The 20876-nt window shown below is 71.1% G+C and carries 13 protein-coding genes and 2 riboswitches; of the genes, 6 read left to right on the top strand and 7 right to left on the bottom strand.

The genetic code is table 11. From position 1 onward, the window contains the following. Nucleotides 1-22: 22 nt before the first annotated feature. Complete coding sequence (locus BTM25_RS01395; RefSeq protein ID WP_103560945.1) at nucleotides 23-1168, bottom strand: restriction endonuclease-related protein; 1146 nt, start codon at nucleotides 1166-1168, stop codon at nucleotides 23-25. Beyond that, nucleotides 1165-2784: a PD-(D/E)XK nuclease family protein gene (locus tag BTM25_RS01390; RefSeq protein ID WP_205647934.1), complete on the bottom strand. Its 1620-nt coding sequence runs from the start codon at nucleotides 2782-2784 to the stop codon at nucleotides 1165-1167. Before BTM25_RS01390 ends, BTM25_RS01395 begins: the two co-directional genes overlap by 4 nt. On the opposite strand from BTM25_RS01390, the gene BTM25_RS01385 reads away from it, so the two are divergent. Then, nucleotides 2692-6036 (top strand): DEAD/DEAH box helicase, encoded by a 3345-nt coding sequence (locus tag BTM25_RS01385; RefSeq protein WP_205647933.1) that lies wholly within the window; start codon nucleotides 2692-2694, stop codon nucleotides 6034-6036. The two genes, BTM25_RS01390 and BTM25_RS01385, sit on opposite strands and share 93 nt — an antisense overlap. A gap of 13 nt (nucleotides 6037-6049) precedes the next feature. Here BTM25_RS01385 and BTM25_RS01380 read toward each other — a convergent pair whose 3' ends face one another. The 4 genes from BTM25_RS01380 to metE all read right to left on the bottom strand — a co-directional run bounded on the left by BTM25_RS01380 (nucleotide 6050) and on the right by metE (nucleotide 13108). Further along, entirely contained in the window at nucleotides 6050-7021 is a 972-nt protein-coding gene (locus tag BTM25_RS01380) for a hypothetical protein (protein ID WP_103560943.1), read from the bottom strand. Between the two features lie 509 nt (nucleotides 7022-7530). Next, nucleotides 7531-8787, bottom strand: a complete 1257-nt coding sequence (locus BTM25_RS01375; protein WP_103562670.1) for a sensor histidine kinase — start codon at nucleotides 8785-8787, stop codon at nucleotides 7531-7533. A gap of 87 nt (nucleotides 8788-8874) precedes the next feature. Beyond that, nucleotides 8875-10758 carry an APC family permease gene (locus tag BTM25_RS01370; RefSeq protein ID WP_103560942.1) on the bottom strand — a complete coding sequence of 628 codons (1884 nt, stop codon included), beginning with the start codon at nucleotides 10756-10758 and terminating at the stop codon, nucleotides 8875-8877. A gap of 124 nt (nucleotides 10759-10882) precedes the next feature. Next, complete coding sequence (gene metE / locus BTM25_RS01365; RefSeq protein ID WP_205647932.1) at nucleotides 10883-13108, bottom strand: 5-methyltetrahydropteroyltriglutamate--homocysteine S-methyltransferase; 2226 nt, start codon at nucleotides 13106-13108, stop codon at nucleotides 10883-10885. Nucleotides 13109-13245: 137 nt separating this feature from the next. Further along, nucleotides 13246-13426, bottom strand: a riboswitch (cobalamin riboswitch). Nucleotides 13427-13537: 111 nt separating this feature from the next. Here metE and BTM25_RS01360 point away from each other — a divergent pair. The 3 genes from BTM25_RS01360 to BTM25_RS01350 all read left to right on the top strand — a co-directional run bounded on the left by BTM25_RS01360 (nucleotide 13538) and on the right by BTM25_RS01350 (nucleotide 16686). Continuing rightward, nucleotides 13538-15409, top strand: a complete 1872-nt coding sequence (locus BTM25_RS01360; protein ID WP_103560940.1) for a sulfatase-like hydrolase/transferase — start codon at nucleotides 13538-13540, stop codon at nucleotides 15407-15409. Between the two features lie 66 nt (nucleotides 15410-15475). Next, nucleotides 15476-16042 (top strand): RNA polymerase sigma factor, encoded by a 567-nt coding sequence (locus BTM25_RS01355; protein ID WP_103560939.1) that lies wholly within the window; start codon nucleotides 15476-15478, stop codon nucleotides 16040-16042. Further along, nucleotides 16039-16686: a hypothetical protein gene (locus tag BTM25_RS01350; protein WP_103560938.1), complete on the top strand. Its 648-nt coding sequence runs from the start codon at nucleotides 16039-16041 to the stop codon at nucleotides 16684-16686. The genes BTM25_RS01355 and BTM25_RS01350 overlap by 4 nt, the downstream gene beginning before the upstream one ends. Before the next feature lie 50 nt (nucleotides 16687-16736). Here BTM25_RS01350 and BTM25_RS01345 read toward each other — a convergent pair whose 3' ends face one another. Beyond that, nucleotides 16737-18572, bottom strand: coding sequence for an acyl-CoA dehydrogenase (locus BTM25_RS01345; RefSeq protein ID WP_103560937.1), 1836 nt, complete (start codon nucleotides 18570-18572; stop codon nucleotides 16737-16739). A 485-nt stretch (nucleotides 18573-19057) separates the two neighbouring features. On the opposite strand from BTM25_RS01345, the gene BTM25_RS01340 reads away from it, so the two are divergent. Both BTM25_RS01340 and BTM25_RS01335 read left to right on the top strand, forming a co-directional pair. Next, a complete protein-coding gene (locus BTM25_RS01340; RefSeq protein ID WP_103560936.1) occupies nucleotides 19058-20389 on the top strand; it encodes a UDP-glucose dehydrogenase family protein in 1332 nt (443 codons plus the stop codon). A gap of 34 nt (nucleotides 20390-20423) precedes the next feature. Further along, nucleotides 20424-20488, top strand: a riboswitch (guanidine-III (ykkC-III) riboswitch). Nucleotides 20489-20513: 25 nt separating this feature from the next. Further along, nucleotides 20514-20837: a DMT family transporter gene (locus BTM25_RS01335; protein ID WP_103560935.1), complete on the top strand. Its 324-nt coding sequence runs from the start codon at nucleotides 20514-20516 to the stop codon at nucleotides 20835-20837. The last annotated feature ends 39 nt before the right edge of the window (nucleotides 20838-20876 follow it).

Here is a 20876-nt window from a genome sequence, read left to right as displayed (position 1 = left end):
TCCGAAGCGGCGGCTTCCGCTTTCACCGGTGTCCCTTGAGCGCTCGTCGGATTTCGCTCCGGAACCGGGTCTCGGTGACGACGTCCAGGCCGGGAAGCGCTGACCTGATCACGTCCACCTGGTGCTGGTGCGTTCTGGGGAGGAGAACGCGCGCACGGGGCGGCTTCGCCCGCAGGTCGGCGATCAGGCGATACGGGGAGCGGTATTCCTTCAGATCGACGCGGAACTCCCGGCCGCCGGCGACGACGCGCAGGTCGTAGGCGTCGCACTCGGGCCAGAGCCGGACGTCCGCGCCGAGTTCCCGCAACTCGCGGCAGACCCTCAGTTCGCTCGCCCCCGGAACGACGATGAACCGCCAGACTCCGGCGTCCAGGCAGGCCGATCCTTCCGCCTCGCGGGCGTTCGGCGGTTCCGCGCGCGGTCCCTCGTCAATGCGCCGGAGTGCGGGCGGGCGCCGGTCGGAGGCCTCGACGATCCTGAATACCGCGGCATGCGGGCGGTAGCGGCACCGCACTTTCGTGCCCGTCACGGCCATCGGCCAGCGGCAGTCGGGACAAGCCCACCACCACGCCGGTCCACTCTTGCGGCGATAGAGCTGGCCGCCGGGAACGTCGCCATATCCCTTCCAGGAGACCCGGATACCGGAACCGCTCAGGAGGTCGCCGATCTCCTCGCGAGAGCCCGCAGGGTGCTCGATGAGGAACTTCCTGTATCGGACGTAGTCGTCCTGTTTCCGTGTTCCGATCATGCCGGCGAACACTTCGTTCCGAATCTGGTCGGAGTGCATGGTGGTCCACGTCGGCAACCACGATTCGGTACCGGAAAGCGGCATGGCGTATTCGGCCGCCAGGTCGTACGCCTCTTCGGTGAGCCCGCCGTCGCCGTCGAGGAGAACGGCCGCGCGGATCATCTCGTCGGCGTCCGCGGCGAAGTCCAGGAGCCCGCCGAGCGGCCGGTGAAGGCACTGGACCAAAGCATGCGGAGTGACCGGGCCTTGCCCCGGACCGTGGGCCTCCATGACGATGCCGGTCATCCGGGCGACCTCCCGCATCGCGCGCGGCTGGTCGCCGCGCATCGTCCAGGCGTAGGCGGCGCGCAAAGCGGCGGCGACGACGCGTCGCCGACGTCCGTCGGAATCGTCGTCGGGCGCGTTGTACCCGTCGTTCACGGTGCGGCTCCCTTGGGAGCGTCGGGGCACCAGCGAACGAAGCCGCAGCCTTTGCACTCCTTACCGGGCCTGGTCGGAAAGAGTTCGTCCTCGCGCCACTGCTCCGCATATGCGGTGACGATCCGGCGAGCCCGCTCGACCAACTCCGGATCGGTCGCGTCCAGAACCGACACGACGGGCCCCGTGCTGGTCAGCCGTTCCAACTCCACCCGGCAGCCGCCTCGCCCGCCGGGCAGAACACCTTCCGCCGAGAGCACCAGCCCGAGCGCGAGCTGGGGAATCCGGTCGAGGAGGTCGCCGTCGTTCAGTGAACGGGCTGTCGTCTTGGTCTCCCGGAGGACCCACGAATCCGCCGCGCGATAGACGAGGTCCGTCTTCGCGATCACCACGACATCGGCGGACGGGTCGTAGGCCACCACATAGCGTTCCGGCAGGATGTCGGCATTCTCATGGAGACGTCCGAGCGGACAGACGAGCGCGTGGTCTCCGATCATCTGAATGCCGAGCCGCGCCTCGAACCCGGTGACGGAATGCGTTCCCGCCCGCCATCCCTCACGTGTCGTCGGTGCCTCATCGGACCGGCAGGCTTGCGCGGGCGTCCGCCGGTGGCGTTCTTCGATGAACGCGTGCACGGCGTTGCCGCGCGTCGGCGCCCCGGAGTTCTCGGTCTGCCGGTCGCGGGGGAGGAACAGGTCCGCGAAATGGGAGCGCGCCGGGCAGATCCGGTAGGCGCGCCCTGTCGAGATCGACCACGATCGGCGCGTGCCCGCGGGAGCGGAGATCCCGAGAAGGCCGGGCCGGACCGGGACGGCGGGACAGAGGTCGACCACCACACACCGGCCGCAATTGTTGCCGGGCCTGTACTCGCCGCCGGCGGACACCGCGTGGACGCGCTTTTCGGCGTCGCGCCGGTACTTGTCGCGCGCCGCCTGCGGGGAATCGTCGAACAGGACGTTGTGCGAGCCGTCCGCGCAGCCGATCTCAACGATCCGCACGCGACGGACCGGCGCAGGGCGTCCGAGAACGTACGGCTTTCCCCGGGAGGAGCCCAGGACCGGACGGGCGTCGGCGAGCACGCCGGCCGCGAGGGCGATCTCCGCTTCGTCCCTGGCCCGGTTCGCGACCGAGGAGGTGCGGATGAGGCGCAGTTCGCGGATCTCCGGTCCGGCATGGCGGCGGCCCATCACCGTCTCTTCGTGCACAAGGGGGACGTCGCCGTTCCGGACAGTTCGCCGACGTGCCCAATCGCGCGTGACGGGCTCGAAAGCCGGGTTCTCGGCCATGCCGGACGCCGCGTCGATCGTCTCGGCGGCGATGAGGTAATTGCGGACGGCCTCGGCCGTCCAGGCCGCGAGGCCGGGGTGGCAGCGGTGCCCCGCGCTGTCGCGCCAGCGGGCGAGCGCGGCGTCGGGCGGCAGGTGGTCGAACTCGATGAGGTCGAGGACCGCGCGCAACGCGTTCAGCGACGACGTCGTCCGGAGACGGCTCCGCCGGGGAACAGCCGTTTCCCGGGTCACCGCCGGGTGGGTCATGAGGGCGAGCTGCTGCGGACAGGACTCGTCATTGTCCCGGACATTCGCCGGTTGGACCCTTATGAAATTGGTGTCGCCGGTCATGCCGGGCATCACCGTCCACGACACTGCGTTCGTCCTCCGCTCGGGCCCGGTGTCCGTGATTTGTCACTGTCGATTCCGCGATTGGTCTGTGTAGGGTGTCGTTCGCTCCCGGATGGTGGCGGTAATCGACATCGGACGAAAGGCGTCAGGGCGATGGTCGACGGGCGATTTCACGGCCTGTTCGTGGGGCTGGACAACTATGCGGCTCCGCAGTTCAAAGCACTGAACTACGCGAAGCGGGACGCCGCCGTCCTGCACGCGTTGTTCTGGGACGCGTTCGATGAGAAGCCCACGCTAGTCACCGACGCCGATGCCACCAAGGACAGATTGCTGACAGAAATAGGACACCTCGCGTCCGTCAGCACCGATGAGGACGTCGTCGTGCTCACCTACTCGGGACACGGGACGTCCACGGGAGAACTGGCCACCTACAACGCCGACCCCGACCGGCTGGAGGCGACGGCGCTTCGGCTCGACGAGTTCGTGACGCGGGTCGAGTCCGTCCGGGCCCGGGTGCTCATCGTCGCGCTGGACTGCTGCTTCTCCGGAGGCGCGCTGGCGAAGGTCCTGCGCAGGCCGGAGGAGGGGCGCGCGAGCCGGGGCGGCCTGGAAACGGCCGATCGCGCCCTCAGCAGAGTGTCCGGAAACGGCCGCGTCGTACTCGCCGCCTCGACCGCGCACGAGAAGGCCTTCGAGGTGCACGAGTTCGGTCACGGCCTGCTGAGCCATTATCTCATCCAGGGCCTGCTCGGGCGGGGAAACGTGATCGAGAACGGTGAGATCCCTGTTTTCAAGCTGGCCGAATATGTTCTCCGGATGGTGGGCGAACACGAGTCCGGCATGGTCAGGCGACGGCAGACCCCGTCCTTCGGCGGCAACCTGGGCAACCTCTCGCTGCCGGTGTTCACGAAGGGCGAGCACTATGAGGAACTGAAGCTGGGCTCGCCGATCTCGGCGACCTGGGCGCTTTCCAGCCTGGAGCAGTCCGGGATCCCGGTCGAAGTTCTGCGGTTGTGGCGGGACCGGATCGGCAGGCTGAACCGGCTCCAGGTCGATGCCATCAACCATGCGGCGCTGCTGGACGGGAACAATGTGCTGGTGAGCGCACCGACATCGTCGGGAAAGACGATGGTCGGCGAACTCGCGGCGCTGCACGCCGTCGCGCACGGGCGCAAAGCGGTGTTCCTCCTGCCGAGCCGAGCCCTGGTCAACGAACTGTACGAGCGGTTCAAAGAGACCTACGGCACGTTCGAGGTGCGCGCGATCCGCGTCACGGGTGAGCTGAGGGACCAGGTGCGCGACCTGCTCACGGGCGAGTTCGAACTCGCGGTCTGCACGTACGAGAAGTTCATCGGCCTTCTGTTCGGCCGCCCGGAACTGCTGGACCGGATCGGCGTCATCGTCGTGGACGAGATCCAGTCCCTCGTCCTCCCCGACCGGGGGCCGCTGCTGGAGATCCTGTTCACCTGGATCAGAATGCGCCGCGTCACCGGGAACTCCCCGCAGATCGTCGGCCTTTCCGCGGTGCTCGGCGAGCCCCAGGAACTCGCCTGGTGGCTGAACGCCGATCTCGTCCAGATGCGAGAGCGCGAGACGCCGCTGCTGGAAGGCGTGGTCGACCAGTCGGGGCGCTACCGCTACCGCGACCAGGACGGTACGGAACGAACGGATCAGTTCGTCGGTCCCCCGGCGGGGCCGCAGGACGACCTCGCCACGCGTCTTGTGCGGGAGCTGGTGGGGCAAGGGCAGCAGGTCATCGTTTTCCGGGGCCGACGCGACCTCGCCCGGTCGTTCGCCGCGAAGCTCGCCCGTGAACTTCGTCTTCCGTCGGCCGAGACGGTTCTCGACAGCCTCCCGCAGAGCGATTCCGGACGCCTGGCCGATCTCCTGCGGGGTTGCCTCGCCGGTGGAGTCGCCTTCCACGTCTCCGATTTGAACGAGGAGGAGCGGCGCCTGCTGGAACGGTCGTTCAAAGAGGCCGGGAGCGAGATCCGTGTCGTCGTCGCGACCACGACGCTGGCGCAGGGCGTGAATCTGCCGGCGGACGCCGTCGTCATCTGCGAACTGGACCATCCCACCGCGAAGTACGCCGTCTCGGAGTACAAGAACATGGCGGGCCGCGCGGGCCGCACCGGACATGTCGCGGAGGGGCGTTCGTTCATCGTCACCCGTGGGGGCATTGATACGGAGCTGAAGTGGGCGGAGTACGTGATGGCGGAGTCCGAGCCGGTGCGGTCCGCGCTGCTCGATCCGTCGATGGATCTCCGGACGCTGGTCCTCTCCGCGTTCACGGGCCCGGCCGTGACGCCGGGGCGGGCGTCCGTCGCCTCCGTCACCCGGTTCATCTCCTGGACGTTCGGTTCGCACCAGAGCGGAGCGCGCGGCGGGCGAGAACTGTTCTCGCGGAAGGACGTCCGCACGGTTCTGGCGGACCTCGAAAAAGCGGGCTTCCTGCGGTCGTCCCGAGATGAGTACACGCCGACGCGGCTCGGCGAGATCGTCGTCCAGCAGGGCTTGAGCGTCGACTCCGTCATGGCGATCGCCGAGGCGCTCGCCGCGGTGCCGCCGGACGGCATGAACCGCATGACGCTGATCTGCGCCGCCCATCTCGCCGTCGAGTTGGAGGACACCAGGTTCTCCCGCAACTCCAGCCATCGGAACAAGGAGTACAACTCCCTGCGCCGCGTCCTGGAACGGCAGAAAGCAGCGGAGGCCGTGCTCCTCAAGCTCATGGCCGATCCCGGACGGCGGGGCGAAGGGCTCGCCCGCGCGCGGCGCAGTATCGCCTGCCTGCGGTGGAGCACGGGAATACCGCTGTTCCGCATCGAACGTGAACTCACGGAGGTCCAGGCGCTGACCAAGGGGGAGACCGGGCCCGTCCAGCAGACGGCCCGGCGGACGGCCGACATCATCGACACCGTCGTGGACATCGGCCGTCACGTCAATCCCGCGGCGGACTTCGGCGACCTGCCGGATGTGCTCGCGATCCAGCTCGAACTCGGCATCGCCAAAGGGCTGGTTCCGATCGCGCGCTATGTGGACGGCATACTCGCCCGCCCGGTGTATCTCGGACTGGCGCGCAACGGGCTCGGAACCGTCGATTCCATCCTCGCGGCAGAAGAGCCGCGCGTCCTGGAAGGCGTGGGCGGGCGCCGCGAAATCGCGCGGATCGTCCTGGACGCGGCCGAGATGGCTCGTGCCGAGGCCGAACGCGGCGATCTCGCGGCGGACCTGCCGGACCCCGAGGACTGAACGGACCGCCGGTTCATTCGCGCTGCGCGGACGTGTCCCAACTCAGCCCGTAGGAACGGTTCGCTTCGAGACCGGAGAAAGACGCGTTCGCCTCCCTGGCGGCGTCGATCGGAACGGTCGTGCGCTGGAGCGAGGAATCGCCCGCTTCCAGCGGCAGTTCGTCCTCGATGAGCCGGACGTGTTCGGGCAGCGGCATCGTGGTCCCGAAACGGACCGTGAGATCGAACCGGCGGCACGCGTACCTCGGCGTGCACACGTAGAACGGTGCCAGCGCCACTGCCGCGGTGAGCCGGATGGTGACGTCGTGGCCTTTCCCCCGGTCCAAAGGATGTGGCAGCCGTACCCGGAATCCGACCCGGGACGTGGACACGCGTTCCTGGGACGTCAGAACGCCGCCCCGCAGCACGGTGATCCCGAGATCGAGAGGATCGAGGGAAGAGCGCTCGTCGTTGGGGGGAACGACGGTGTGCGAATGTTCGATCTCCGTCAGACCGTCGCGGTGACTGACGATGTGCCGCTCCTCGATGACCTCGACGGTCGACCGTTCCAACAGGACGAGGACCTTGAGCCGGCCGACATGACACGGGTCCTCGCCGCGGCGCGGTCCCGGCCCGCCGGTCGTGGCCAGCGCCTCCTCGGCGAGGCGCAGGAAGGCCGCGTCCGCGCGTCTGCGGACCGTGCGGGGATCGCACTGGAGTTCGGCGGCCAGATGGCTGATCCGCACTCCGACGCGGTGGTCGCTCGGGCCGTCCAGGCCGAGCGAGACGCGGGCGGTCGCGGCCAGGTTCGGCGGAAGGCCGTCCGCCAGGTCCAGCAGACGGAGCCTGACCTTCGCGACCTGCTCGGCCGGCCCGTCCCCGTCGGTCAACCCGGCGACGTGCCGCAGCGCGCCGCCGATGCGCGCCGGCGCGGCGGGATCGTCGATGCCGAATCCCCGGCACAGGTTCTTCAGCTCGGCCGCGACGTGCTCCGCGCTGAATTCCATCGGTCACCTCCAGGAAGACGCCATCGGATCAGGTCGTGACACGGACGCGTGACCGCCGCCGCGATGCCGTTTCGCTCTCGCGACCTCGCTGAACGGGATGCGTCCGGCGAACGCGTTCAGCGACAATCCCGCCTCCTCGCGCGCACGCCGGAGTTCGCGGCCGAGTTCCGGGGACTTCTCCGCCATGAGCACATGGTGCCTTCTTCGTCTCGCCGGGACCGGACGAATCGCGGCCCGGAAACGTCGGTGCACGTCGTCCGGGCCGCGTTGGCCTCATCCGGTCGGCGTCATCGAGCGTTCCAAGATCATTCCCATGAAGGCGTGACTGTGCATACCCGTCCTCTCCCCTCGGTCTTCCGCGCCGCAATCTGTTATGGATCTTGTTGATGCGGACCGGCGCGGCCGACCCCCCTGTAGTTCCACTGCCGCCAGCAAGTATCACCCGGGGAATCTGTGACGAGAAGCGGTTTCCTGTTTCCAGATTTGAAGAAACAGGCGGAAGGGCCGGGCTAGGCGGGGGCCGGGTAGGGGAGGCGGGCTTGGACGGTCCAGCCTTCGCCGTGGGGGCCCGCGGTGAGGGTGCCGCCGAGCATCGTGGCGCGTTCGTGCATGCCGACGAGGCCGCGGTTGCCGCCGCCGGAGGCGGTGGGGACGGGCGTGCGGGCGCCGTCGTCGGTGATCGTCACGGCCAGGGCGTCGGCGTTGTAGGCGACCTCGATGCGGACGGTCGTGCCCGGGGCGTAGCGGATCGCGTTGCTGAGGGATTCCTGGACGATCCGGAACGCCGACAGGTCCACCCCCGCGTCCAGCGGGCGGGGGACGCCCGTCACGACGACGTCCACGTCGAGGCCGGAGCGGCGGGCGCCGGCGGCCAGGTCGTCCAGCCGGTCCAGGCCGGGCTGGGGGGCGCGCTCGACGCCCTCGTCCTCGCTGCGCAGGAGGCCGACGACGCGGCGGGTCTCGGTGAGGGCGTCGCGGGCCGCGTCCCGGACGAGCCCGAACGTCTCGACGGCCGCGGGCGGCAGCTCGGGGATCTTGAACGGCGCCGCCTCGGCCTGGAGCGCGATCACCGACATGTGGTGCGCGACGACGTCGTGCAGCTCGCGGGCGATGCGCGCCCGTTCCTCCAGGATCGCCTGCCGGGCCAGGTCGCGGTCGCGCAGTTCCTCCTGGACCCGCAGTTGCGCCTCGACGGCGCGGCGCTCGCCGACCGCGTTGCCGAAGACGAGCGCGGTCGCCGCGACGGCCGCGAGGATCAGCGCGAACCAGCTCGCCATGCCGACGACGGTCGCGACGCCGAGCGGCCCGACGAGGGTCGCGGCGCCGGCGCCGACGGCGGTCTCGCGCTCGCTCGACGTGCCGACGAAGAACAGGACGACCGTGAACGCGAGCATCGACGTCACCGGCCACGGGCTGAAGTCCGTCCCGGCCATGAGGATCGCGCCCGCGACGAACCCGGCGGCGCTCACCCGCCACGCCGTCATCGGCCGGTACGCGGCGAGCAGCACCGGCGCGGACTGGGCCGTGGCGAGCACGATCGCGGCGAGTTCGGGCAGGTGCTGGTGGAACACGTTGAGCTGGATCGCGATCGAGCCGCCGGTGAAGCCGATCGCGAGGCCGCCCAGCAGGACGAGGATCGGGATCCGCAGCCACCACCGCGACGGCAGCCGCGAGCCCTCCGGGTCGTGCGGGCCGGGCAGCACGGCGGCGCGCACGCCGCGCAGGACGTGCACGCGTTCGGGCTGCGCGCGGTGATCGGGCTCCATCGACGTCACCCTAGTTCGGCGCCGCCCGCCGGGCATGACCCCGGGGAGTGAATCCGGCACCGCACCCTGGGTACGAGACGGCGCAGGTCAGGCGACGTGGACCTGCGGGCGTTCGCGCGGGTCGGGGACGCGGCGGCGGAGGATCTCGTGCGTCAGCGGCGGGATGTCGCCCTCGCCGAGGACGAGATAGCGCAGCATCGCGGCGACGGGATTGCCCTCGGCCCAGTTGAAGTAGACGTGGGGCCGTCGGCCGGTGGTGTCGCGGACCTCCAGCAGGACGGCGGCGATGGCGTTGGCGACGGTCGCGCTCTCGGTCCGCAGGATCCGGTAACCGTGGCGTTCCTCGCCGGTCACGCGCAGCTCCGAGGCGAACTCCGACGCGTCCGGGACGGTCACCTCCAGGAAGATCAGCGGTTCGGAGTCGGGCAGGTGGTGGTAGTCGCGCTGCTCGCGGTCCTTCGCGTCGTACTCGGCGCGGTCCCGCGCGTCGGGTTCGTTGGCGATGATCCGGACGACCTCGGCCTCGGCGAGGAACCGCCGGGCGACGGCGTCGAACGTGATGTCGGTGACGCGCAGCTCCGTGGAGCGGGTGGCGCGCGAGACCAGGGAGAACAGGATGATCGCGATGATGAACATCGACGCGATCCGCACGCCGTCCGGACGTTCGATGACGTTGTCGACCGTCGTGTAGGCGAACACCAGCGTGACCGCCGCGAACGCGATCGTCGCGGCCCGTCCGCGCCGCCGCCACGCCGAGATCGTCACCGCGACGGCCGCCGACAGGATGAGGACGAGGACGCCGGTGGCGTACGCGCCGCCCTGCGCGTCCACGTCGGCGCGGAACCAGACCGTGATGAAGAACGCCACGGTGACGAACACCAGGACCAGGGGCCGGGGCGCCCGCGTCCACTCGGGCGCCATGCCGTAGCGGGGCAGGTAGCGCGGGACGATGTTGAGCAGCCCGGCCATCGCCGACGCCCCGGCGAACCAGAGGATCGCGATCGTCGCGGCGTCGTAGACGGTCCCGAACGCGCCGCCGAGGTACTGGTGGGCGAGGTAGGCCAGCGCCCGGCCGTTGGCCTCGCCGCCGGGCTCGAACGCGCGTGCCGGGATCAGCACGGTGGTCGCGAAGCTGGACGCGATGAGGAACACGCTCATGATCAGCGCCGCGACGGTGAGCAGCCGCCGGGTGGCGCGGACCCGGCCGGCGATCCCGCCCGGCGCCCGGACCAGCGGCATCACCGCGACGCCCGTCTCGAAGCCGGACAACCCCAGCGCCAGCTTGGGGAAGACGAGCAGGGCCACGCCCGCGACCGCCAGCGGTTCGGGATGCGCGGCGGACAGCAGATGGCGCCAGTGGATCACCAGGTCGGTGTGGGTCAGGACGCGCTGGACGGCGACCACCACCACGACCAGGTTGAGCGCCAGGTACGTCGCGACCAGCGCCACAGCGATCTTGATGGCCTCGCTGAACCCGGCGAGGAACACCGCGCCGAGCGCCGCGATCAGCACGAGCGTCACCGTGACGCGCTCCCCGTGCAGCGCGGCGGGCGCGTACGGGTTCTCCAGCGCGTGCGCGGTCGCGTCGGCCGCCGACAGCGTGATCGTGATGACGAAGTCGGTGGCGACGAAACCCAGCAGCACCAGCACGAACAGCTTCCCGCCCCAGCGGGGGAGCAGCTTCTCCAGCATCGCGATCGACCCCTGGCCGTACGGGCTCTCCCCGGCCACGCGGCGGTAGATCGGCAGCGCGCCGAACAGGGTCAGGGCGACGAGCAGCAGCGTGGCGACGGGCGACACGACTCCGGCGGCGAGGAACGCGATGCCGGGCTGGTAGCCGAGCGTCGAGAAGTAGTCGACGCCCGTCAGGCACATCACCATCCACCAGGGATGCTGCCGGTGGTCCTCGCCGTCGGGGAGATGCGGGCCGGGCGTCTCTCGCGGCACGCCGTCCAGCAGCCAACTGCGCACGCCCGCCCACTCTCCGTGTCGCTTCGATCACCGACTGTCGAAGATCACGCTACCGACTCGTCCCGCCGGACGGCGCACGGCCCGCCGTCCCGGGCGGGACGACGGGCCGCGGGCGCGCGGATGATCAGGGGGCCGCGCGCACCGCCCGCGCGGCGGCGACCATGTTCCGCAGCGCCGCCTCGGTCTCGGGGTAGGCGCGCGTCTTCAGGCCGCAGTCCGGGTTGACCCAGAGCCGCTCCGGCCCGACCGCCCGCAGCGCCGCCCGCAGATTGCGCTCGATCTCCTCGGCCGAGGGCACGCGCGGCGAATGGATGTCGTACACGCCCGGGCCGATCCCGTTCGCGTACCCCGCCGCGCGCAGGTCGCCGACCAGCTCCATCGCAGACCGGGCCGCCTCGACGCTGGTGACGTCCGCGTCGAGGTCGCCGATCGCGCCGATGATCTCGCCGAACTCCGCGTAGCACATGTGCGTGTGGATCTGCGTGGCGTCCGCGACCCCGGACGTCGCGAGCCGGAACGCCCCGACCGCCCACGCCAGGTAGTCCGCGTGCTCCGCGCGGCGCGGCGGCAGGAGTTCGCGGAGCGCGGGCTCGTCCACCTGGACGACGCCGATCCCGGCCGCCTCCAGGTCGCCGATCTCGTCCCGCAGCGCCAGCGCGACCTGCCGCGCGGTGTCGGCGAGCGGCTGGTCGTCGCGGACGAACGACCACGCCAGCATCGTCACCGGCCCGGTCAGCATCCCCTTCACCGGGCGGTTCGTCAGCGACTGGGCGTAGGTCGTCCACTCGACGGTCATCGGACGCGGACGCGACACGTCGCCGTACAGGATCGGCGGCCGTACGCAGCGCGTGCCGTACGACTGCACCCAGCCGTGCTCGGTGGCGGCGTACCCGTCGAGCTGTTCGGCGAAGTACTGGACCATGTCGTTGCGTTCGGGCTCGCCGTGGACGAGGACGTCCAGCCCGATGTCCTCCTGGAGCCGGACGACCCGGGCGATCTCATCCTTCATCGCCCGCGTGTAGGCGGCGTCGTCGAGCCGTCCGGCCTTGTGGTCGGCGCGGGCGCGGCGGAGCGCGGCGGTCTGCGGGAACGACCCGATCGTCGTCGTGGCGAGGTCGGGCAGGCCGAGCCGGGCGCGCTGCGCGGCGAACCGGACGGCCCGGTCGCCGCGCCGCGCGTCGTCGAGCACGTCCAGCCGGGCGCGGACCCGGGGGTCGGGACGCGGACGCGCCGGAGCCGGGGCGTCCAGGTCGAGCGTGCGGCCGAGCGCGACCACCTCGGCGACCTTCTGCCGCGCGAACGCCAGCCGTCCGCGCACGTCGGCGGGCAGCGCGGTCTCGGCGTCCAGGTCGAGCGGGACGTGCAGCAGCGAGCACGACGTGCTCACCTCGACCTTGTCGCTGAGCCCGAGCAGCGCCGGGAGGACCGCCTTGACCCGTGCGACGTCGGTGCGCCACACGTTGCGGCCGTCAACCATGCCCGCAACGACGGTCGTCCGAGGCAGGCCGCCGATCGAACCGAGGACGTCCACGTTGCGCGGCCCGGCCACGAAGTCCAGCGCCACCGCTTCCACCGGGGCCGTACCGAGTGCGCGCAGTGCGTCCGCGCCGATCGTCCCGAAGTAGGACGCGACGAGGATCCGGGGCCGGCTGGGCAGCGCCGCGAGCCGCCGGTAGACCCGCGCGAGCGCCGCCGTCTCGGCGTCGGTGCGGTCGGCGACGAACGCGGGCTCGTCGAGCTGCACCCACGCCGCGCCCGCCCCGGCGAGGCGTTCCAGCAGCTCGGCGTACACCTCGACCAGGCCGTCGAGCAGGTCGAGCGGCCGGAACCCGGCGGGCGCGTCCGGCGCCGCCTTGGCCAGCAGCAGGTAGGTCAGCGGGCCCACCAGCACCGGACGGGTCTCGACGCCGAGCCCGCGCGCCTCCTGGTACTCGGCGATCGGCTTCGCCCGCGCGCCCTCGGCCAGCGCGAACCGGGTGCCGGGACCGATCTCCGGGACGATGTAGTGGTAGTTGGTGTCGAACCACTTCGTCATCTCCAGCGCCGGGACGTCCGGGACACCGCGCGCCATCGCGAAGTACCGATCCAGCCCGGTGAGATGGCGGTACCGGTCGGGCACCGCGTCGACCAGCACGCTGGTGTCGAGCATGTGGTCGTAGAGCGAGAAGGTGTTGGACGGGATCGTGTCGAGGCCCGCGTCGCGCAGCTCCGTCCACACCGCGCGGCGCAGCTCGCGTGCGGTGCGGGTGAGCGCGGCGGCGTCCGACCGTCCGGCCCAGTAGTCCTCGACGGCGAACTTCAGTTCCCTGTGGGCACCGATCCGGGGGTATCCGAGGATCGTCGTTCTCATCGGCAGCATCCCTCGCCTTGCCAGGCGCGGCGTCCGGAGACGGCTCGGCGCGCACGGCGGGGCTCACCCCGGCGGGCGCGTCCCGGGCCCTCCCACGAGGCCGCGGACCACCGCGCGCCGGGCGGCGCGCGGGCGGAGGCAGGTCTTCGGACTCGCGGGCGCCATGCCGGACGGGCATGTCCTACTGGCCGTCGCTTCCCAGGCGGGTGCGCCCAGTGCGTATGACGGCGGTCGTTCCCACTCACCGCTGCGGGGCAGTCCCGGATTCGCACCGGGTTCCCTCTTACGACACCCGGATCGCGGGGACCCGGGTGAACCGTCCGCGTTCCCGAGTCTAGCGATGCTCTATCCCTACCGTTTAAGTTGACAATCCGCCGACGGCTGCTCCATGATCGCGAACGTTGTCCCCTCGCTGCCCTGGAGTCTGTTTTGAGTGGTTTTGAGCCGTCGCGGCGGAACGTGCTCGCGGCCGGGGCCGGCGGCGCGCTGGCGGCGGCCCTCACCGCCCGTCCCGCCGCCGCGGCGTCGGCGCGGCGGCCGAACATCCTGTGGCTGATCAGCGAGGACAACAACCCCTACATCGGCGCGTACGGCGACCGGGTGGCACGCACGCCGACGCTGGACCGGCTCGCGCGGGACGGCGTCCGGTACGAGAACGCCTTCTCCGCCGCGCCCGTCTGCGCGCCGTCGCGGTTCGCGCTGGTCACCGGCCTGCCCGCCGAGACCAGCGGCCCGGCCGAGAACATGCGCGCCGTCGGGCGCCTGCCGTCGTTCGCGCGGGCCGTCCCGGAGTACCTGCGCGCGGCCGGCTACTACTGCACGAACAACGCCAAGAGCGACTACAACTCGCCGATCGACCCGGCGCGGGTGTGGGACGCGTCCAGCACCACCGCGCACTGGCGGAACCGCCCCGCCGACGCCCCGTTCTACTCGGTCTTCACCTACATGACGACCCACGAGTCGCAGATCTTCACCGCCGGGCCCGGCCGCACGCGCCCCGAGGACGTCCGCGTCCCCGCCTACGTGCCCGACGTGCCCGCGATCCGCGAAGACCGCGCCCGGTACTACGACCTGATGGAGAAGATGGACGGGCAACTCGCCGCCCGCCTGGCCGAACTGGAAGCCGACGGGCTCGCCGAGGACACCATCGTGTTCTACTTCGGCGACAACGGCGGCATCCTCCCCCGCAGCAAGCGGTACTGCTACGACAGCGGACTGCGCACACCCCTGATCGTCCGGTATCCGCGCAAATGGGCGCACCTGGCCCCCGCACGACCCGGCTCGGTCATCACTGCGCCCATCACCGTGTCCCTGGACCTACCGCCAACCGTCCTCGGACTGGCGGGCCTGCGGGCGCCGAGCCACATGACGGGCACGTCCCTCGCCGCGCGGCACCGTCCCGCCTACGCATTCGGGATGCGCAACCGGATGGACGAGCGCTACGACATCGTCCGTACCGTCCGCGACGAACGGTTCCGCTACATCCGCAACTACAGCCCGCACCGCCCGTACGGGCAGCACCAGGCGTACGCATGGCAGCAGAAGGGTTACCAGGTCTGGGAGCAGGCGCATCTGGACGGCACGCTGACGCCCGTCCAGGAGCGCTTCTGGCGCGAGAAGCCCGCCGAGGAGCTGTACGACCTGCGCGCCGACCCGGACGAGGTCCGCAACCTGGCCGCCGACCCGCGCCACCGGAGCCACCTGAACCGGCTGCGCCGCGCACTCGACCAGCACCTCCTCGACGTCAACGACAACGGCTTCATCCCCGAGGGCTCCGCGCTGGAGGGCTACGACGCGAGCCGCGCGCCGGGCGCGTACCCGCTGCGCCGCGTGCTGGACGTAGCCGGAACCGCGATCCGCCGCGACCCCCGCGACGTCGCGAGACTCACCCGCGCCCTCGCCGACGACAACGAAGTGATCCGCTACTGGGCCGCGTCCGGCCTGCTCATGCAGAAGGGCAAAGCCGCCGCACCGGCCGCAGACGCCCTGACCCGAATACTCACCAACGACCCGTCGCCCCAGGTCCGCATCGTCGCCGCCGAAACCCTGGCCCGCCTCGGCGACCGTACCGAACAGGCGGTCTCCTACCTCGCCTCCACATTGGACGACCACCCGGACGCGCAGGTGCGGCTCCAGGCCCTCAACGCGCTCACCTACCTCGGGGACGCCGCACGCCCCGCGCTGCCCGCCATCGACCGCGCCGCGCGCTCGACCGCCGAGTACCTGCACAACGCCGGGAAGTACCTGAGCCTCGTCCTGGCCGGCGCCTACACGCCCGCCACCCCGATCTTCGGCGCCTGACCCCCGTAACGCCCGCCGCCGCCCGGACCAAGGAGGGGAGAAAACCGACACGGGAGGCGAGCCTGTATGACCGCTGACGAACCGGAGGTCCGGGCGATCGGGCGAGATCCCGCCGTGTTCGAGGCGTTCTACCGCCGTCACGTCCGCATGGTGACGGGCTTCGTCGCCCGCCGCACCGGCGACCCGCACGCGGTGGACGACCTCACCACCGAGATCTTCCTCGCCGCCGTCGAGGCGGCCGACGGGTACCGCCCCGGACGCGGCAGCCCGTCGGCGTGGCTGGTGGGCGTCGCGCGCAACGTCCTCGCCGCCGAGCGCCGCAGTTCCGCCCGCCGGCTGGACGCGCTGGCCCGCGCCGCCGCCCGGCGCCCGCTGGACGACGACGCCGTCGCCCGGCTGGAGGAGCGCATCGACGCCGAACGCGACGCGCGCCGCGTCCGCGCGGAGATCGCGGGCCTGCCGCCCGGCCCGCGCGCCGTCCTCGAACTGGTCGACGTGGACGGCCTGACGATCACCGAGGCCGCCGCCGTCCTGCGGATCCGGCAGGGGACGGCCCGCGTCCGGCTGCACCGCGCCCGTCGGCTGCTCCGGCAGGCGCCCACGACCGAACCGACGCTGGAGGGAATCTCATGACGACCACCGACCGGCCGCTGGAGCCGTTCGAGGAGCGGCGGCTCGCCGAGCTGAAGGCGTTCGTGGCCGCCCGCGCGGACGCGGCGCCGTCCCGCCGCCCGCGCGCGGCCCTGGCCGCGTCGGCGGCGGCGCTGACGCTCGCCGCGTCGGCGGCCGTGGCGCTGGCGACGTCGGGCGGGCCCGCGGCGCAGGCGTACGCGATCGAGCGGAAGCCGGACGGCGTCGTCTACGTCCGCATCCGGGACGGCGTGGATGCGGGCGCGCTGACCCGTCAGCTCGAACGCCTCGGCGTGCCGGCCCGCGTCTACTCCGTCCCGGAGGGCGAGGTCTGTCACCAGCCGCACGTCGCGCTGGTGGACGACGTCCCGCGCGGCCTCTACGGCCTGCCCGGCGGCGGCGTCGAAGGGCACCGGGCGGCGGCGGGCGAGATGGTGATCCGCATGGACACGCGTCTGTTCCGTCCGGGCCAGTACTTGCTGTTCGGGCTGAAGAAGCAGCACGGGACGTGGTTCAACGTCAGCCAGTACCTCGTGACGGGCCGGGTGGAGCCGTGCCGCTTCGTCCCCGCGCCCCCGGCCCGGACCCTCCCCACCGAAGACGGTCAGGAGGTCGTACTCGTGGAGCCGTCGATCGTGGTCCCGTAACGGAGAACGGCCCCCGGCGGGCGAGCCGGGGGCCGTTCACCGAACGGGGGTCAGAAGGCTTCTTCGGGGAGTTCCATCACGTCGAGCGTGGTGGCCTCGACGATCGCGCGGTCGGACGCGAGGCGCGGCAGCACCGTCTGGACGAAGAACTGCGCCGCCGTGACCTTGCCGGTGTAGAACGCCTGGTCGGCGTCGGACACGTCGCCCCCGCCGAGCTTGCGCAGGGCGATCTCGGCCTGGCGCAGCAGCAGCCAGCCGACGACCAGGTCGCCGAGGGCCAGCAGCAGCCGGGACGAGTTGAGCCCGATCTTGTAGAGGAGCTTCGGGTCCTCCATCGAGCCGAGCGCCCAGCCGACCATCGGCTCGATGATGCCCTGGACGTCCTCCAGCGCGCGGTTCAGCAGCGCCCGCTCGTTCTTGAGCCGGCCGTTGCCCGCGTCGCCCTCGGCGAACGCCTTGATCTCGCCGGACAGCGCCTTGAGGGCCTCGCCGTTGTCCCGGAGGATCTTGCGGAAGAACAGGTCCTGGCCCTGGATCGCGGTCGTGCCCTCGTACAGGGTGTCGATCTTGGAGTCCCGGATGTACTGCTCGATCGGGTACTCCTGGAGGAAGCCCGACCCGCCGTACGTCTGGAGCGACTCGGCGCCGAGCAGCGCGTAGGCCCGCTCGGACCCGAAGCCCTTGACGATCGGGAGCAGCAGGTCGTTGATCTTCTCGGCCAGCTCGTCCTTGCGGCCCTCGAACTGCGCGATCTGCACGGTGTCCTGGTAGGACGCGGTGAGCAGCACGAGCGCCCGCATGCCCTCGGCGTAGGCCTTCTGCGTGAGGAGGCTGCGCCGGACGTCCGGGTGGTGGGTGATCGCGACGCGCGGGGCGGCCTTGTCGGTCATCTGGGTGAGGTCGGCGCCCTGCACCCGGTTCTTCGCGTAGTCCAGCGCGTTGAGGTAGCCGGTGGACAGCGTCGCGATGGCCTTGGTGCCGACCATCATCCGCGCGTACTCGATGACCATGAACATCTGCTTGATGCCCTGGTGCACGTCGCCGACCAGGTAGCCGATCGCGGGGTGCTTCTCGCCGAGGGTCAGCTCGCAGGTCGTGGAGACCTTGAGGCCCATCTTCTTCTCGACGTTGGTGACGTAGGCGCCGTTGCGCGCGCCCAGCTCACCGGTCTCGACGTCCACGAGGTACTTCGGCACGAGGAACATCGACAGGCCCTTGGTGCCGGGTCCGGCGCCCTCGGGACGGGCCAGCACCAGGTGGAAGATGTTCTCGGACATGTCGTGCTCGGCCGAGGTGATGAAGCGCTTGACGCCCTCGATGTGCCAGGTGCCGTCGGGCTGCTCGACGGCCTTGGTGCGGCCCGCGCCGACGTCGGAGCCCGCGTCGGGCTCGGTCAGCACCATCGTCGCGCCCCACTTGCGCTCCAGCGCCAGCTCGGCGAACTTCTTCTGCTCGGGCGTGCCGATGTTCCACAGGATGTGGGAGAAACCGGGGCCGGCGGCGAACATGTAGACGGCCGGGTTCGCGCCCAGCACCTGCTCGGCGATCGCCCAGGTCAGGCTGCGCGGGGCGCCGGTGCCGCCGAACTCGGGGGAGAGGTCGACGCGGTACCACTCGGCGTCCATCCACGCCTGGTAGGACTTCTTGAAGCTCTCCGGCATCGCGACGGTGCCGGTCGCGGGGTCGAACTTCGGCGGGTTGCGGTCGGCGTCCTCGAACGACTCGGCGAGGGGGCCCTCGGCGAGCCGGTTCACCTCGTCCAGGATGCTCCGGACGGTGTCCTCGTCCAGCTCCGCGTACGGGCCGCTGCCGAGCAGGTCCTGGCGGTTGAAAACCTCGAAGAGGTTGAACTCCAGGTCCCGGAGGTTGCTCTTGTAGTGCCCCATCGAACACTCCGTTGGTCCGGCGGCGCGCTCGTGGCCCCGCGGTCGTACTGGTCAGTAACTCAAGTTCATGCTACCCGCTGGTAACCAGTGCGCAACCCGCAGCACCCGGTGGATTGCGGGCACGCCAGTGAACTCTGGATGGACGGGTAAGTGACGTGCATCACACGCCCGCCGGAAGAGGGCCCGCGAATCCGGACGGTCATCTGCCGCTTTCACTCCCGGGTCGCCGGACGGTCACCGGAACGCCGCCGCACGGCGTCCCCGAGTGTGCTTGACGTCACTGCCGACCTACCGATAACACAATTCAGGTCTCATTACTGGTAGAACCGACAAACGCCGCATCAGGCCCCTGGCGTCACGGGGCGCCGTCGCACTTCCGGAGCGCCCGGCTCCGCCACCCCCGCCACCCCCGCACCGCGCCGGGCCGGACTCGATCGCCGCCGGGCGGGTGTGAGCCCGCGCACAGCGTGCAAGAGAGGACGGCCATGAGCCCCATCGACTCCCCGCGCCTCACCGTCATCGGCACGGGCTACCTCGGTGCCACGCACGCCATCTGCATGGCCGTGCTCGGCTACGACGTGCTCGGCGTCGACGTGGACGAGGAGAAGATCGCCAAACTCCAGTCCGGCGAGACGCCCATCTTCGAGCCCGGCCTGCCCGAACTGCTCACCAAGGCGCTGGAATCGGGACGGCTGCGCTTCACCACGTCCTATACCGAGGCCGCTCGGTTCGGGGACGTCCACTTCATCTGCGTCGGAACCCCGCAGCAGGCCGGATCCGACGCCGCCGACGTCTCCTACGTGGACGCCGCCGTCCGCAGCCTCGCCCCGCACCTGGACCGCCGCGCGCTCGTCGTCGGCCGCTCCACCGTCCCGGTCGGCACCGCCGAGCGGCTGACCGGCGTGCTGCGCGAGCTGGCGCCCGCCGGGTCCGGCGTCGAACTCGCCTGGAACCCCGAGTTCCTGCGCGAGGGCTTCGCCGTGGACGACACCCTGCACCCCGACCGGCTCGTGTTCGGCGTCCAGTCCGACTGGGCGGAGGAGCGGCTGCGGGCGGCGTTCCGGCCCGTCCTGGAGTACGGGGCGCCGGTCGTCCGGACCGACCTCGCGACCGCCGAGCTGGTCAAGGTCGCCGCGAACTCCTTCCTGGCCACCAAGATCTCCTACATCAACGCGATGGCCGAGGTCTGCGAGGCCGTCGGCGCGGACGTCAAGGACCTCGCCGACGCCCTCGCCCTGGACGACCGCATCGGCGGGCGCTTCCTCAAACCAGGTCTCGGCTTCGGCGGCGGCTGCCTGCCCAAGGACATCCGCGCGTTCGCGCACCGCGCCGAGGAGATCGGCGTCGGCCAGGCCACGTCGTTCCTCCGCGAGGTCGACAAGATCAACCAGCGGCGGCGGGCCCGGACGGTCGACCTCGTCGGCGAACTGCTCGGCGGCCGGATCGCGGGCGCCCGCGTCGCGGCCTGGGGCGCGGCGTTCAAGCCGAACTCCGACGACATCCGCGACGCCCCCGCGCTGGAGGTCGCCCGCACGCTGCACGGCCTCGGCGCGGACGTCCGCGTCTACGACCCGGCCGCGCTCGGCAACGCCCGCCGCGCCTTCCCCGAGCTGTCCTACGGCGACTCGGCGCTGGACGTGGCGCGCGGCGCGGACGTCGTCGTGCTGCTCACCGAGTGGACCGAGTTCCGCGAGGTCGACCCGGAGGCGCTCGGCGCCGTCGTCGACCACCGCCGCATCGTGGACGGCCGGCACGTCCTCAACGCCGGACGCTGGCGGGCCGCCGACTGGGAGTACCGGGCGCTCGGCCGCCCCTGACGGAACAAAGCGGCGGCGGCAGGCCGTTGACCCAGGTGGGAGTGGTGATCGCTCTCCCGGACGAGGTGCGCCGTACCCGGTGAGCGAAGACGACGCGTGTTCTTCGTCTGCCGGGAGGCTCATCATGGCGTGGCTCCTCGTGATCATCGCGGGCCTGTTCGAGGTCGCGATGGCCCTTTCCCTCAAGGCCAGCCGCGGGTTCACCGCGCTCGGCCCGTCGCTGTCGTTCCTGTTCTTCTCGGTCCTGAGCTTCGGCCTGCTCAGCCTCGCGCTGAAGCGGCTCGACATCGGCACCGCCTACGCCGTGTGGGTCGGCGTGGGCGCGGTCGGCACGTCCGCGCTCGGAATGGCCGTCCTGCACGACCAGGTGTCGCCGCTCAAGATCGCCGCACTCGCGCTGATCGTCGTCGGCGTCGTCGGCCTGAACCTGGCCGGGGGCGGTCACTGACCGGGGTCGCGAATCGGCTTCGGGACGAAGTGCCTGGAA

Source organism: Actinomadura rubteroloni, assembly GCF_002911665.1.
Taxonomy (GTDB): Bacteria; Actinomycetota; Actinomycetes; order Streptosporangiales; family Streptosporangiaceae; genus Spirillospora; species Spirillospora rubteroloni.
The sequence above is the reverse complement of the archived record's forward strand: the minus strand, read 5'-3'. Positions and strand labels throughout refer to the sequence as shown.

Excerpts from the sequence above, each read along its gene's own strand:
- metE (WP_205647932.1), bottom strand. The coding sequence starts at position 13,108 with ATGAGAACGACGATCCTCGGATACCCCCGGATCGGTGCCCACAGGGAA.
- BTM25_RS01345 (WP_103560937.1), bottom strand. The coding sequence starts at position 18,572 with ATGGGGCACTACAAGAGCAACCTCCGGGACCTGGAGTTCAACCTCTTC.
- BTM25_RS01355 (WP_103560939.1), top strand. The coding sequence starts at position 15,476 with ATGACCGCTGACGAACCGGAGGTCCGGGCGATCGGGCGAGATCCCGCC.
- BTM25_RS01335 (WP_103560935.1), top strand. The coding sequence starts at position 20,514 with ATGGCGTGGCTCCTCGTGATCATCGCGGGCCTGTTCGAGGTCGCGATG.
- BTM25_RS01375 (WP_103562670.1), bottom strand. The coding sequence starts at position 8,787 with ATGGAGCCCGATCACCGCGCGCAGCCCGAACGCGTGCACGTCCTGCGC.
- BTM25_RS01350 (WP_103560938.1), top strand. The coding sequence starts at position 16,039 with ATGACGACCACCGACCGGCCGCTGGAGCCGTTCGAGGAGCGGCGGCTC.
- BTM25_RS01390 (WP_205647934.1), bottom strand. The coding sequence starts at position 2,784 with ATGACCGGCGACACCAATTTCATAAGGGTCCAACCGGCGAATGTCCGG.
- BTM25_RS01380 (WP_103560943.1), bottom strand. The coding sequence starts at position 7,021 with ATGGAATTCAGCGCGGAGCACGTCGCGGCCGAGCTGAAGAACCTGTGC.
- BTM25_RS01340 (WP_103560936.1), top strand. The coding sequence starts at position 19,058 with ATGAGCCCCATCGACTCCCCGCGCCTCACCGTCATCGGCACGGGCTAC.